The 13,429-nt window shown below is 64.9% G+C and carries 12 protein-coding genes and 1 tRNA gene; 5 read left to right on the top strand and 8 right to left on the bottom strand.

The window, feature by feature from the left end; genetic code table 11:
- Positions 1 to 69: 69 nt before the first annotated feature.
- The 5 genes from ACZ1JW_RS08220 to ACZ1JW_RS08200 are packed head-to-tail and all read right to left on the bottom strand — an operon-like array spanning position 70 to position 4,553.
- Entirely contained in the window at positions 70 to 849 is a 780-nt protein-coding gene (locus ACZ1JW_RS08220; protein ID WP_465142622.1) for a cyclase family protein, read from the bottom strand.
- 23 nt (positions 850 to 872) lie between these two features.
- Entirely contained in the window at positions 873 to 1,331 is a 459-nt protein-coding gene (locus ACZ1JW_RS08215) for a hypothetical protein (RefSeq protein ID WP_465142621.1), read from the bottom strand.
- A complete protein-coding gene (locus tag ACZ1JW_RS08210; RefSeq protein WP_465142620.1) occupies positions 1,332 to 2,489 on the bottom strand; it encodes an alpha/beta hydrolase family protein in 1,158 nt (385 codons plus the stop codon). It lies immediately after the preceding gene.
- 3 nt (positions 2,490 to 2,492) lie between these two features.
- The gene (locus ACZ1JW_RS08205; RefSeq protein WP_465142619.1) at positions 2,493 to 3,395 is read right to left on the bottom strand and encodes a VOC family protein; all 903 of its coding nucleotides are present in this window, start codon (positions 3,393 to 3,395) and stop codon (positions 2,493 to 2,495) included.
- 42 nt (positions 3,396 to 3,437) lie between these two features.
- A complete protein-coding gene (locus ACZ1JW_RS08200) occupies positions 3,438 to 4,553 on the bottom strand; it encodes an FAD-dependent oxidoreductase (RefSeq protein WP_465124028.1) in 1,116 nt (371 codons plus the stop codon).
- Between the two features lie 241 nt (positions 4,554 to 4,794).
- Between ACZ1JW_RS08200 and ACZ1JW_RS08195 the strand changes: the two genes are divergently transcribed.
- Positions 4,795 to 5,997, top strand: a complete 1,203-nt coding sequence (locus tag ACZ1JW_RS08195) for an MFS transporter (RefSeq protein WP_465124029.1) — start codon at positions 4,795 to 4,797, stop codon at positions 5,995 to 5,997.
- A complete protein-coding gene (locus ACZ1JW_RS08190; RefSeq protein WP_465142618.1) occupies positions 5,997 to 6,425 on the top strand; it encodes a nuclear transport factor 2 family protein in 429 nt (142 codons plus the stop codon). The genes ACZ1JW_RS08195 and ACZ1JW_RS08190 overlap by 1 nt, the downstream gene beginning before the upstream one ends.
- Here ACZ1JW_RS08190 and ACZ1JW_RS08185 read toward each other — a convergent pair.
- Positions 6,422 to 7,429, bottom strand: coding sequence for a Rieske 2Fe-2S domain-containing protein (locus ACZ1JW_RS08185; protein WP_465142617.1), 1,008 nt, complete (start codon positions 7,427 to 7,429; stop codon positions 6,422 to 6,424). The genes ACZ1JW_RS08190 and ACZ1JW_RS08185 overlap by 4 nt on opposite strands.
- Before the next feature lie 65 nt (positions 7,430 to 7,494).
- On the opposite strand from ACZ1JW_RS08185, the gene ACZ1JW_RS08180 reads away from it, so the two are divergent.
- On the top strand, positions 7,495 to 8,115 hold the full coding sequence (locus ACZ1JW_RS08180) for a TetR/AcrR family transcriptional regulator (RefSeq protein WP_465142616.1): 621 nt from the start codon (positions 7,495 to 7,497) through the stop codon (positions 8,113 to 8,115).
- Between the two features lie 3 nt (positions 8,116 to 8,118).
- On the opposite strand, the gene ACZ1JW_RS08175 is transcribed toward ACZ1JW_RS08180, so the two are convergent.
- Complete coding sequence (locus ACZ1JW_RS08175; RefSeq protein ID WP_465142615.1) at positions 8,119 to 8,583, bottom strand: Lrp/AsnC family transcriptional regulator; 465 nt, start codon at positions 8,581 to 8,583, stop codon at positions 8,119 to 8,121.
- Positions 8,584 to 8,691: 108 nt separating this feature from the next.
- On the opposite strand from ACZ1JW_RS08175, the gene putA reads away from it, so the two are divergent.
- Together putA and ACZ1JW_RS08165 are read left to right on the top strand one after the other, a co-directional pair.
- Positions 8,692 to 12,135: a bifunctional proline dehydrogenase/L-glutamate gamma-semialdehyde dehydrogenase PutA gene (putA, locus tag ACZ1JW_RS08170; protein ID WP_465142614.1), complete on the top strand. Its 3,444-nt coding sequence runs from the start codon at positions 8,692 to 8,694 to the stop codon at positions 12,133 to 12,135.
- 79 nt (positions 12,136 to 12,214) lie between these two features.
- Complete coding sequence (locus ACZ1JW_RS08165; protein ID WP_465142613.1) at positions 12,215 to 13,120, top strand: SDR family oxidoreductase; 906 nt, start codon at positions 12,215 to 12,217, stop codon at positions 13,118 to 13,120.
- A 155-nt stretch (positions 13,121 to 13,275) separates the two neighbouring features.
- Here the strand turns inward: ACZ1JW_RS08165 and ACZ1JW_RS08160 are convergent.
- Positions 13,276 to 13,362: transfer RNA gene (locus tag ACZ1JW_RS08160), tRNA-Leu, on the bottom strand.
- Positions 13,363 to 13,429 lie beyond the last annotated feature (67 nt).

Here is a 13,429-nt window from a genome sequence, read left to right as displayed (position 1 = left end):
GCGACATACCAATTCGCGAAGCGACCGACTGCATCCCCGCCTGCGCGGGGATGACGAGGTTCTTACGGATCAATCCTCGAAAATCGCCACGGCACGGGTCCAGCCTGCCGATGCCCCCCGGATCTTGTGCGGGAAGCAGCTGACGGTGAAACCGTGCGGCGGCAGCACTTCAAGGTTGTGCAGCTTTTCGAGGTGACAATAGCCAATGTCGCGCCCCGCCTTGTGGCCTTCCCAGATCAGCGAGGTATCGCCGGTTTCCTTGACCTTCTCCGCAGTGTGCACGAACGGGGCGTCCCAGCTCCAGGCGTCGGTACCGGTGACGCGGATGCCGCGCGAGGTCAGGTACATCGTCGCTTCATAGCCCATGCCGCAGCCGATGCTGACATAGTTGGGATTGCCCACAGCCTTGCCCGCAGCCGTGTTCACCAGCACGATTTCCAGCGGCTTCAGCTCATGCCCGATGCGCTTCAACTCGTCCTCGACGTCCTGCGCGGTGACGACATAGCCATCCGGGAAATGCGTGAAATCGAGCTTCACGCCCGGCTGGAAGCACCACTCGAGCGGAACCTCGTCGATGGTCATGGAAGGCTCGCCACCGTTCATCGTCGGGTGGAAATGCCATGGTGCATCGAGGTGCGTGCCGTTGTGCGTGGTCAGGGTCACGTTCTCGACTGCGGCAAAGCCCGCACCGTCCGGGGTATCCTCCGGAGTCACGCCGGGAAAGAAGAAGCCCAGTTCCGGCATGGTTTCCCCATGCTTCTGGTATTCGATCTTCGGGCGCAGGAACGGCGGGTCGGTGATGACATCGTTCTCGAGATAGATCGAAAGGTCGACGAAACGGCGGCTCATCAGAAGTTCTCCCTTGCGCTTTCTCAGCGCTTGATCAGTTCGGCGCGCAGACCTGCGGGCGTGACCACGAGGGCCAGCGCCGCGCCGAACGCGAGCTTGGCAAGCAAGGCGGGCAGCCAGTCAAGCTGTATGGCCCCGCCCACCAAGAGGACAGCCCCCGCACCAGCCATTCCGCAAACCGCACCGAACACGCCACACAGGACAGCGCGTGGCAGGACTGCTGCCGGCAGGCGCGAAGCGCCCTGGATCACCGGGACCTTGCCTTGCCCCAGCGCCTTGCGCGCCATCAGACCTGGCACCAGCGTTGCCATCAGGCCGATCATGAAGCCTTGCGGGCCGAAGTCGAAGACATAGCCGCCCATGCCCCACACCGGCACTTTGCCACCGGTGCCGAACACCGCCACGAAGAAAGCAGCGCTCAAGGCGACGTTGATCGCAGTGCTGACGGCGGTTTCGCGGCGGATGTAGGCGGCAGGTTCCATTCAGGCAGTCGTACCGCCAAGGGTCTCGGCAAACCAGTCGGCAATCAGATCACGGCCATAGGCCATGTTGTCCGCGCCGACGTGCTCGACGCCACCCTCGCGCGCGGTGAAGATCACCTTCTCGCGACGCGGCGAATTGACGAGCTGGTCGTACAGGTCGTCGGCGTAGGACACGCTGATCTGGCGATCGTGCGCGCCATGGGTGACAAGGAACGGCACCTTGATGCGGTCCATGTGCCCGTTGAGGTTCATGTCGGTCGACTTCTCGAGGAACTCGTCCATGTCCTTGGCACCGAAGGCCCACATCACGTGCGCCCAATAGTGCGGCACGGGGTTCTCGCCCTCGCGCTTCATGCGCTTGTCCTGCACCTCGCGCCAGTTGTGGTTGGCACCCCACACAGCGCCGCTCGCAAAGCGCGGCTCATAGGCTACGGCGCGCGGCGCAAAGTGGCCGCCCAGCGAAATACCGGTCATGCCGATGCGCTTGGGATCGACGTCGGGCTGGCTCTCTAGCCAGTCCACCGCCTTGCTCGCCCAGCTTTCCGAATGGGGATCGACCGGCAGATCCTGCAGGCGCAGCGACTCGCCAGAGCCCGGCTGATCGACGCACAGCGTGGAAACGCCACGCCGCGCGAGCGCTTCGGGCAGGCGGCTCCAGTAGAGCAGCTCCTTGCAGCTATCGAGGCCGTTGCAATAGACCACCACCGGGTGCGGACCGGGGCCTTCGGCGCGGGTGTAGAGCGCAGGCATCGTGCCCTGCTCGAGCGGGATTTCCACCCGCTCGCGGTTGATCTTGCCCAGCGCAGTCGACCTGGCGAAGGCGTCGAGCGCCTTGGCGTAAGTCTCCTTGCGCCCCGGCGCGCCGTGGCCTTGCATGCGCTCGGCCACCAGCAGGTAGAGCGAGGCGCGCTCCAGCTTGTTCGAGGCGGAAAACGCACGGCCCTTTGCCTCGTCCTCGGCGGCGAGCTCGATCAGCTTGTCGCCATAGGACGCCCACTGCTTCATGAACATCGGCGTGCCGGCATCGCCGCCGTTGGCCGCGGCATCGATGATCGGCTGGCACATGTCGACGATCTCGCCGATCTGCCCGCCGCTTTCCATCGCGATCGAGACCGAGAGATTCCAGATGTAGTTCGGGAACGGTTCGTAAAGTGCCATGGATCAGGCCTCTACAGTCTGGAACAGGCCGGGATTGACATGCGGGTGCGGCAGCGTCTGCGGCCCGCCCACACCGATGCCCCACTGGTCCATGACCATCGGCGCAGGGGTATGCACCTTGTACTGGTGCGTGTCGAAATCGACCTCTTCGAGATCCGAGGTATACTCGGTCACGAAGCCGCCCGGCGTCACGAAGTAGCTGAAGGTGTTGTTGCCCGCAGTGTGACGGCCCGGACCCCAGCCGATGTCCACGCCCTTCACCTTCAGGCGGTGGGCGCCGCGCATCATGTCGTCGACCGAAAGCATGTCATAGGCGACATGGTTGAGGCAGGCAGGCCCCGGCAGGATGGCAATGCGATGGTGCGCCGAATTGCAGCGCAGGAAGCACATGAAATCGCCCAGCCAGTCCGAAACCTTGAAGCCGAGCACGTCACAGAAGAACTTCACCGCCTCTTGATGGTTGGGCGAGTGCAGCACGATGTGGCTGATCTTCACCGGCACGCCTTCCCAGCGCTCCAGTTCCCGCTTGGCGCCACGGGCAACGTCGCTCGACACTTCGAACAGGAGGCCATCGGGCGAGAAGAAGCGGAAGCCGTAGCCACCGCCCGGCGAGGTCAGTTCGGCAGGCTCGCTGGCGATCTGGCATCCCGCATCGGCAACCTTTGCGCGCAGTGCATCGACGTCGGCGCGGCTGTCGGCGGCAAGCGCGATCACGTCGATGCGGTTCTCGTCTGCGCGGCGGAGCTGGACCACATGATGCTCGTCATGCCCCTGCGCCTTGAACCAGGCGTGGTTCTGGTCCTCGCCGACCGGCTCAAGGCCCCAGACATCGGCGTAATAGGTCTTCTCGGCGTCGAATTCCTTCACGCCATACCCGACATAACGGATCTCGGTAACGCGGCTCATTGGGATCTTCCTTGAACTGGTAGATTTTGGATTGGGCAGAAATCAGATTGGCTGCGAGACGACGGCGAACATCTCCGCAGTGGCCTTGTGATTGTCGACAGCAGGCCCCACACCCAGCTGTCCGTGGCAAATGGCAAGGCTGCTCTCGACGATGTAGCGGCAGCGCTCGAAACGGCGGTCGCGATAGGCCTTGAGCGCGGTTTCCACGTCGTCGTGGCGCTCCAGTTCCTCGGCGATCACGATCGCATCCTCGATCGCCATACCAGCCCCCTGGCCCAGATGCGGCGTCGTGGCGTGCACGGCATCGCCGAGCAGGCCGACACGGCCCTTGCTCCAGTCACCCCGCACCAGCATCCCCTCGAGCGGCCGGTAGACCACGCCCTCGTCGTCAGTGATCTGCTCGCCCAGCGCTTGAATCTGCGGGCTGCACTTGGCGAGCTTGGCGCGCATCGCCGCCGCAATGCCTTCGGTCGGATAGCGCGGATTGCCGGGCTCGGGCGTTGTCACGTACATGTACATGACGTCAGCGCTCATCGGCACGAGGCCCACGCCGGTCGGGCCGTTGTAGACCTGCAGGGCATCGAGACCTTCTGCACGCGGGAAGTTGTAGCGCCACACCGCCTGGCCTGTGAACACCGGCTTTTCCGCATCTGGCAGGATCTGCTGGCGGGTCTGCGAATAGACCCCGTCCGCCCCGATCACCGCGTCGTAGCTTCCGGTCGAACCGTCGGAAAAGGTCACGTGGACCTTGGCGCCGTCGTCCTCGATCTTCTCGGCAACAAGGCCAAGACGCAGGTTTGTGCCAAGGTCCTTGGCGCTGTCGCCCAGCACCTTCTGCAACGCGCGACGGCTGATGCCGACGTTGGCCGGACGGCCTTCGACGAGGCGCGGGCTGGGAACGCGGGCGACCTTGGTGCCATCGGGCAGGAAGATCTCGACAGCATCGAACCCGCAAGCGGCATCCATGAAGCTGTCCAGCACGCCAAGCTGGTCCATCGCGCGCAGCACGTTCGACTGCTGTATGATGCCAACGCCATAGACCGACCAGTTCGGATCACGCTCGATCGCGGTGACCGAGTGCCCCTTGCGCGCGAGCGCAATCGCTGCCGAAAGCCCGCCGATTCCGGCCCCTATAATCAGGATATCCAAATTTTTCATCGCCCTAAACCAGCTCCGCAGCACCGGACGCCAGCCCCTCTCATTCTCGTGATTGGCATCTGCGGCCGATTTAGATTGCGCCGAACAATACACCAAGCAAGTAATTTTTATGCCGATCCATGCTTGAAATCTATGAAATGGCATCAAGTCCATTAGCTTGACTTGCCGGGCCGGGAGAGGATACCGTTTAAGAATAAAGGTTCTAGAATGCGGCATCACAAGAACGCCGCCGGGAGATTCGATGACCAGTCCTGCAGCGCGCCAACCGGGTGTTCCCCAAGGCCTCACCATAGTCCTTACCGGCTTCCTGCCGATCGTGGCCATCGTCTCGATGTTCCCTGCGGTCCCCCGCATGATCGCGCACTTCGCAGCCGATTCCTCGGCCCCCACCAAGGTGCCCGCGATGGTTTCGGCTCCCGGCCTGACAGTGGCGATCCTCGCGCTGTTCGCCGGCCTGATGGTCGACAAGTTCGGCCGTCGCCGCCTGCTGCTGTGGTCGACCGGCCTCTACGGCTTCGTGGGCATGGCCCCGATGTTCCTCGACAACCTCGATCAGATCTACGCCTCGCGCCTGCTCCTCGGCGTAGCCGAAGCCGCGATCCTGACGACCGCAAACACGCTAATCGGGGACTATTGGGACGAGAAGGGCCGCAGCAAGTGGCTCTCGCTTCAGGGCATCATCGGGCCGTTCTTCGGCAGCGCCGTGATCTTCACCTCCGGCTACCTCGCATCGATGAGCTGGAACTCGGTGTTCATGATCTACGGCATCGGCTTCCTGGCATTCTTCGCCATGCTCGCCTTCATCTATGAACCGGAGAACGATGATACCGCCCGCAAGATGCTCGGCATCGGCGCGGAGGCCAGCACTCCGTTCCCGTGGGCAGGCGTCCTGACCTTCGGCCTCGTCACCCTGTTCGGCGGCGCACTGTACTACGTCTTCATCATCAATGGCGGGATCGTCTGGCAGGAACTGGGCGTTTCCGACCCGTCCGAGATCGGCCGCCTGACCACAATCCCCAGCCTCTTCGTGATCGTCGGCGCGGTGATCTTCTGGCTTACCGGACGCTTCGGCCCACGCATCCAGCTGACCGTGTTCCTCACCCTGCTCGGCTCGGGACTGGCCGTGATCGGCATGGCCAGCGACTGGAAGGGCATGGTTGCAGGCATGGCCCTGCAGCAGACCGGCGCGGGCATGGCTGTGCCGACCCTCATCGCCTGGGCGCAGGGTTACCTGCCCTTCGAGCACCGCGGACGCGGCATGGGCGTGTGGACCTCGACCTTCTTCCTCGGCCAGTTCGTTTCGCCGCTGCTAGTCAGCATGGCCCGCACCTCGAGCGGTTCGATGCAGGGTGCATTCTTCATCGCCGGCCTGCTCGGCATCGGCATCGCGCTTGCCACCTGGTTCATCGTCGCGCCCAAGCAACCGCAGGCAGCGGCCGCCTGATGCGCCGCTTCGGCCTTGCAGTAATGGCACTGGCGCTGCTCGGAAACGGCCCGGCAGCGCCCGACAACCGCCGCATCATCGAGGACTTCGCGCGCCTGTTCTACCTCGAGCGCGACGTCAAACAGGCTTTCGAAACCTACGTCGCGCCGGATTACATCCAGCACAACCCCGGCGTGCCGGACGGACGCGATGCGGCCATCGCGCTGCTCCAGCCGATGTTCTCCGACCGGAACCGCAGCTTCGAGGTGCGCAAGATCATCGTCGACGGCGATCTCGCCGCAATCCACATCTTTGCGAAGCCAGACCCCTCCGCACGCGGTGCCGCAGTGGCAGACTTCTACCGCCTCAAGGACGGCAAGATCGTCGAGCACTGGGACGTGATCCAGCCGATCCCCGAAAAATCGGCCAACCCACATCCGATGTTCTAGGCTTCCGCCTCTGCCTTGAGCAACTGCATCATCCGCCTTCTCACCCGGATCGCGCCTGCGTCCGAAGGCAGGATGACCGGGCGAAGCTCCCAGAAATCGCCATCGCCCATCGCATGCTGCTGGGCGTGCAGCATCGGGTGATCCTCCTCAAGGAACGCCTTCTCGAGCAGCGCATGCGCCTCCGGCGTCGGCTCATGCGTGTAGAAGTAATGCGTCGATGTCTGAGTTGCAGGCGTCAGGATATGCGGGTCGCCCATCGGTGGCACGATCATGTCCTTGCGGTCCGTGCCCGATCGCGCCAGTCCGATAAACAGAGCGAGATTTGACGGCGCATTCCAGCGCATGTGCAGCCACTGGTCGATCGTCGCACCTTCCGGCAGCATCGGCACCGCCCATACGGGTGGCTCGGAGTCCGGCATTGTCCAGTTGTTCCAGATCGTCCCGCTGTCTTCCTGCACCACCTCGTGCTGCCCGCTGGCAAGCAGAGATCCGTTTGTCCCGAAGCTTTCACGGTGGATGAACTCGGCGTGGCTCAGGTCCATCAGGTTGTCAGTGACCAGCTCATAGCTCGCATCCATCGTGATCATGCCGCGATGAAGTGGTCTGTCGGAATCGAGGAAGCTGTAATCCGGGATCAGCGCCGGGTCGGCCTTGTCGGCGTCGCCCGGCCAGAACCAAACACCCGTGTGCTTCTCAACCACGGTCAGCACTTCCACTTTCGCGATTTCGAGCGGCTCGCCCGAAAAGGGATTGTGCGCGCAGTTGCCCGCAGCGTCGAAGGCCAGCCCGTGATAGCCGCAGCGCATGAGATCGCCGTCGCGAGTGCCCCGGCTCAACGGCACGAAGCGATGAGGGCAACGGTCAGCCATCATCACCATCTCGCCAACTGCCTTGCGCCAGATCACCCACGGCTTGTCGAGCAGGCGCCGCGCGAGGAATCCACCATCCGGCACCTCGTGCGACCAGCAGGCCATGTACCAGCCATTGCGCAGGAACGCTGTCATGGCCATTCTCCCTTGATGACGAGTCAAAAAAACCAGTTGGTTTCTTTATAACGATGGCGAGCGTTGTGAAAAGCCCTGTCAGCCGCAATCCCGAGGTCGTGCGCACGCGCATCCTCGATGCCGCGCAGGCCGAATTCATGGCCGAGGGCTTTGCCGGTGCGAGCACCAATCGCATTCTCGAGCGCTTCGGCGGCTCGAAACCAACGATGTTCCGACACTTCCCGACCAAGCGGGCGCTGTTCGAAGCCGTCGTAGCCCGCATCGCCGAACGCTGGCGCGATGCTATCGACATGCGCGATAGCGACAGCAGCGATCCGGCAAGCTGGCTCCACGCCTTCGCCACCCGCGCACTGACGTGGATTCTCACCGACGAGAGCATCTTCGTCGGCCGCATGGCCATTGCCGAAGGTCACCTCTTCCCCGAGGTTGGCGAGACCTACCGCGCGCTCGCGGTCGAACCGCTCAATGCGCTGCTCGAAGAACGCCTGCGCGACTGGACGCAGGCGGGGCTGCTCGCCTGCCAGGAGCCAGGACGCGATGCCCTCGCCTTCTTCGACCTCACGCTGGCCGGCATGGTCAGCCGCAAGCTCTACCGTGTCGACGAGGGCTTGGACTCCGCGTCCCTGTCGGACCACGCTCGCCGCTGCGTGGCGATCTATCTCGACGGACTGCGCATCAGGCTCTGAGACTCAAGCCCTGACCGACTGCTCCTTGACCGGCTCCATCACCACGAAAGTGCTGGTGTTGGTGACATGCGGCAGGGTCGAGATCTTCTCGCCCAGCACGATGCGAAAGCGGCGGATGTCGGCAGTGCGGACCTTCAGCAGGTAGTCGAAGTTGCCCGCGATCATGTGCGCTTCCTCGATCTCGGGAATGGCCATCACGCCGCGGTTGAAATCGGCCAAGGCCTGCTCGCGCGTGTCCGACAGCTTGACCTCGGTAAAGGCAACGTGATCGAGCCCCAGTCGCGCCATGTTCACCACCGCGCGAAATCCCCGGATCACCCCATCGTCGATCAGCCGCTTGAGCCGCGTCTGGCACGGCGTCTTCGACAGGCCGACCTTCTCGGCCAGTTCCGTCACCGGCATGCGCCCGTCGCGCGAGAGGATGTCGATGATCCGGCGATCGAACTGGTCAAGTTGCCTGTCTTCCATGCTTTCAAGCCTACATCAGGCGATGAGAATGCGCAATTGAAGGCGAATTACCTATTTCTGACCAATCGATAAGTCAGAATGCCCATTCGCCGAATGATATCATAGCTCATGAGTATGCCCCTCCCCTTCGCCCAGTTCGCCCCCCGCCTTGCAGAGCCTTCGGACCTGCGCCGCGCGATCACCGCCGCCACGCGTCGGCCCGAGCGCGAGTGTGTCGTCGACCTGCTCCCGGTCGCCACACTGCCCGAGCAAGCACGAAGTTCAGCCCAGGCCCTCGCCCGCACGCTGGTCGAAACGCTGCGCGCCAAGCCGCGCGGCAATGGGGTGGACCAGCTGGTGCAGGAATATGCCCTGTCCACGCAGGAAGGCGTCGCGCTGATGTGCCTGGCCGAAGCCCTGCTGCGCATCCCCGACAACGACACCCGCGATGACCTGATCCGCGACAAGATTTCCGGCGGCGACTGGCTCGCCCACTTGGGCAGCGACCGCTCGCTTTTCGTCAACGCCGCCACCTGGGGCCTCGTCGTCACCGGCAAGCTGACATCAAGCGTCGACGACACCGGCCTCGGCAGCGCCCTCACCCGGCTGCTTGCACGCGCGGGCGAGCCGGTGATCCGGCGCGGCGTGGACCTTGCCATGCGCATGATGGGGGAACAGTTCGTCACCGGCGAGACCATTGCCGAAGCCCTCAAGCGCGCCCGCCCGCTCGAGGAGCGCGGCTTCCGCTACAGCTACGACATGCTCGGCGAAGCAGCGATGACCGCCAAGGACGCCGCGCGCTATTACACCGATTACGAAAACGCGATTCACGCCATCGGCAAGGCCGCAGCGGGGCGCGGCGTCTATGAAGGCCCCGGCATCTCGATCAAGCTTTCCGCCCTGCACCCGCGCTATGCCCGCGCCCAGCAGGCCCGCGTGATCTCCGAACTCCTGCCCCGGGTGAAGGCCCTGGCCGTCCTCGCCCTGCGCTATGACATCGGTCTCAACATCGATGCCGAGGAGGCAGACCGGCTCGAACTCTCGCTCGACCTGCTCGAAGCGCTCGCCACCGATCCCGAACTGGCAGGCTGGAACGGCCTCGGCTTCGTCGTTCAGGCCTATGGCAAGCGCTGCCCCTTCGTGATCGACTGGATCGTCGACCTCGCCCGCCGCTCGGGCCGCCGGATCATGGTCCGCCTCGTCAAGGGCGCCTACTGGGATGCCGAAATCAAGCGCGCGCAAGTCGAGGGGCAATCGGGCTTCCCGGTCTATACCCGCAAGGTCCACACCGACATCGCCTACATCGCCTGCGCCCGCCGCCTCCTGTCCACGCGCGATGCCGTGTTCCCGCAGTTCGCCACGCACAACGCACATACACTGGCCACGATCCTCTCGATGGCAGGCAGCGATTTCCGCGTCGGCGACTACGAATTCCAGTGTCTCCACGGCATGGGCGAGCCGCTCTATGACGAGGTCGTCGGCCCGGACAAGCTGGACCGCCCCTGCCGCATCTATGCCCCCGTCGGCACGCACGAGACCCTGCTCGCCTACCTCGTCCGCCGCCTGCTGGAGAACGGCGCGAACTCTTCCTTCGTCAACCGCATCGCCAACCCCGACGTGCCGGTGGAGGACATCATCGCCGACCCGGTCGCCGAAGTTTCCGCCGCCGCCGATCCCGGCGCACCCCATCCGCTGATCGCGCTGCCCTCGGCGCTCTACCCCGACCGCCGCAACAGCACAGGGTTGGACCTTGCCGACGAGGCGACGCTTGAAGCGATCAGCGAACGCTTCCGCTCGGTCTCGCGCATCGTCCGCCATGCCGCCCCCACGGCAGAGCTTCCTACCACACAGGCCCGCCCAGTGCACAACCCCGCCGACCATCGCGACGTGGTCGGCACCGTGCGCGAAGCCCTGCCCGAAGCGGTAACCGAAGCCCATCGCCTCGCCGCCGCCTCGCGCTGGGGCGCAAGCCCACTCGCGGCTCGCGCCGTCGTGCTCGAACGCGCGGCTGACGCGATGCAGGCGCTGATGCCCGAACTCATCGCGCTGATCGTGCGAGAAGCTGGCAAGTCCGTCCCCAACGCCATTGCCGAAGTGCGCGAGGCCATCGATTTCCTGCGCTACTACGCCGGGCAAGGCGCATCGCTCGCCGGATCGCGCCCGCTTGGCACCGCCGTCTGCATCAGCCCGTGGAACTTCCCGCTGGCGATCTTCACCGGGCAAATCGCCGCCGCGCTGATGGCGGGCAATGCGGTCCTCGCCAAACCGGCCGAAGAGACCCCGCTCATCGCATGGGAAGCCGTGCGCATCCTCCACGAAGCAGGCGTGCCCGACGACTCCCTGATCCTCGTCCCCGGCGATGGTGCCATTGGCGCCGCGCTGATCGAGGCCCCCGGCACCAGCGCGGTCCTTTTCACCGGCTCCACCGAGGTCGGCCGCCTTATCCAGCGCCAGCTGGCCACGCGCCTCTCGCCCGAAGGTCGCCCGATCCCGCTGATTGCCGAGACCGGCGGCCAGAACGCGATGATCGTGGATAGCTCTGCGCTTGCCGAACAGGTCGTCGCCGATGTCATCGCTTCGGCCTTCGACAGCGCAGGCCAGCGCTGCTCGGCCCTGCGCGTGCTGTGCCTGCAGGAAGACATTGCCGACCATGTGCTCACGATGCTGCGCGGTGCGCTCACCGAACTCTCGGTCGGCCGCACCGACGTGCTCAGCGCCGACATCGGCCCGGTCATCACCGCCGAGGCACGCGAGGGCATCGAGGCCCACGTCGCACGCCTCTCCAGCGCAGGCTGCCCGGTCCATCGCCTGCCACTCGGCCCGGAAACGGCTAACGGCACCTTCGTCGCGCCAACGATCATCGAACTGTCAGACCCGGCGCTGCTCACCCGCGAAGTGTTCGGCCCGGTCCTCCATGTCATCCGCTTCGCCCGCGCCGACATGGATGCCCTCGTCGACCGCATCAACTCCTGGGGCTATGGCCTGACCTTCGGCCTCCACACCCGGCTCGACGAGACCGTCGCCCGCGTGACCGCGCGCGCCCACGCCGGGAACATCTACGTCAACCGCAATGTCATCGGCGCCGTTGTCGGCGTGCAGCCCTTCGGCGGACACGGCCTCTCCGGCACCGGCCCCAAGGCAGGCGGCCCGCTCTACCTGCGCCGCCTCGTCGCCACCGCTCCCGCCGCGCAAGCCATCGCGCTTGGCGAGCGCGAGCTGGCCGGCCCGGTCGGGGAACGCAATGTCCATGCCCTGCGCCCCGTCGGCAAGGTGCTGGTGGCCGCGCAGGATGCCACCCGCCTTTCAGCCCTCAAGGAAAGGGTCGAGCGCCTCGGCGGAACGCCCGTGGTCGCAGAGCCCGGCTGGCAAACCAAAGGCCCCTTCGCCCGCGCGCTGGTCGATGGCGACGCGCCCTTCACCCTGGCGATCCAGCAGGCTGTCGCCGCGCTCGATGGCGCAATCGTGCCGGTACTGTGCCCCGCCGATGGCGACGCCATGCTCGTCGGTGAAGTCTCGCTCTCGATCAACACCACGGCGGCGGGCGGCAATGCGAACCTGATGGCCATGGCCTGAACCGTCGTTCGTTTCACTTTCGCGCGGTTGCCGACAATCCCCACGATTGTTAGCCTGCCAAACGGAAGAGGAACACCATATGACCGATTTTCAAGGCAAGACCGCATTCATCACCGGCGGCGTCAACGGCATCGGCTTCGGCATTGCCCGCGCTTTCGCGCTCGCCGGGATGGACCTGATCCTCACCTATCGCATGGAGGCCGACCGCGAGGACGCCGCCCGCTGGCTGGCTGACAACGCCCTGCCGCCTGCCCGCTTCGTCCAGCTCGACGTCACCGACCGCGCCCGCTTTGCCGAGGTCGCAGCCGAAGTCGGCAAGGTCCACGTGCTGGTCAACAATGCCGGCGTCAGCGTGTTCGGCCCGACCGACGAGGCAAGCTATGCCGACTACGACTGGATCATGGGCGTCAACTTCGGCGGCGTGGTCAACGGCCTCGTCTCGTTCCTGCCGGGCATGAAAGCCCAGGGCGAGGGCGGCCATGTCGTCAACGTCGCCTCGATGGCCGCCTACCTCTCAGGCCCGCAGGCCGGCATCTACACCGCCAGCAAGTTCGCCGTGCGCGGCCTGACCGAAAGCTTGCGCTACAACCTCGCCCCGCATGGCATCGGCGTCTCGCTGATGTGCCCCGGCCTCACCCGCACCAACGCCTGGACCAGCGCGCTCAAGCGGCCTGAAAGCTTTGCCGATTCCGGCTTCGCCCCAGCCGACGTGACCGAACTCGAACAGTTCGGCACCGCCTTCGAACTCGGGATGGACCCGCTCGAGGTCGGCCAGAAGACCCTGCAGGGCATGATCGAGAACCGCGGCCTGATCCTCACCCACGGCGAGTTTGCCGAGGACTTCGAGGAAATCTACCGCACCTCGCTCGATGCCCTGCCCAAGGAAGACATCCCCGAAGGCCGCCTCCACATCGAACGCCTGCGCCGCGCCGCCAACAAGGCAGCGGCAGCAGGCCAGCAGATCGCCCTGTCGGACCTCACCTGACCGCACACGAAAAACGGGGCGCCAGCCTTCCAGCCAACGCCCCGCAAAGGATCATGCGTCTCATCCTGCCTGCTCAACGACGGGCAAGCGAAGAGGTTTCCGCCTAAAGCGAAAACCTGCGCCCGAAGGCGATGATCACACTGTTGGAAAGGTGATGGTGCGGTCGAGAAGACTCGAACTTCCACGGGCTTTCGCCCACAACGACCTCAACGTTGCGCGTCTACCAATTCCGCCACGACCGCAAAATCAAACGGGGTGCCCGACCTGTGATCGGCGCCCCGTGGTGGGGTAGGAGCGCGCCCCTAGCAA

The sequence above is a fragment of the Novosphingobium sp. BL-A-28-Hi1-0D genome (assembly GCF_055521755.1).
This window is presented reverse-complemented; position numbering and strand designations above follow the sequence as displayed.

Coding starts and splice junctions, on each gene's coding strand:
- ACZ1JW_RS08205 (WP_465142619.1), bottom strand. CDS start 3,395: ATGAGCCGCGTTACCGAGATCCGTTATGTCGGGTATGGCGTGAAGGAA.
- ACZ1JW_RS08185 (WP_465142617.1), bottom strand. CDS start 7,429: ATGACAGCGTTCCTGCGCAATGGCTGGTACATGGCCTGCTGGTCGCAC.
- ACZ1JW_RS08190 (WP_465142618.1), top strand. CDS start 5,997: ATGCGCCGCTTCGGCCTTGCAGTAATGGCACTGGCGCTGCTCGGAAAC.
- putA (WP_465142614.1), top strand. CDS start 8,692: ATGAGTATGCCCCTCCCCTTCGCCCAGTTCGCCCCCCGCCTTGCAGAG.
- ACZ1JW_RS08165 (WP_465142613.1), top strand. CDS start 12,215: ATGACCGATTTTCAAGGCAAGACCGCATTCATCACCGGCGGCGTCAAC.
- ACZ1JW_RS08175 (WP_465142615.1), bottom strand. CDS start 8,583: ATGGAAGACAGGCAACTTGACCAGTTCGATCGCCGGATCATCGACATC.
- ACZ1JW_RS08200 (WP_465124028.1), bottom strand. CDS start 4,553: ATGAAAAATTTGGATATCCTGATTATAGGGGCCGGAATCGGCGGGCTT.
- ACZ1JW_RS08215 (WP_465142621.1), bottom strand. CDS start 1,331: ATGGAACCTGCCGCCTACATCCGCCGCGAAACCGCCGTCAGCACTGCG.
- ACZ1JW_RS08210 (WP_465142620.1), bottom strand. CDS start 2,489: ATGGCACTTTACGAACCGTTCCCGAACTACATCTGGAATCTCTCGGTC.
- ACZ1JW_RS08220 (WP_465142622.1), bottom strand. CDS start 849: ATGAGCCGCCGTTTCGTCGACCTTTCGATCTATCTCGAGAACGATGTC.
- ACZ1JW_RS08195 (WP_465124029.1), top strand. CDS start 4,795: ATGACCAGTCCTGCAGCGCGCCAACCGGGTGTTCCCCAAGGCCTCACC.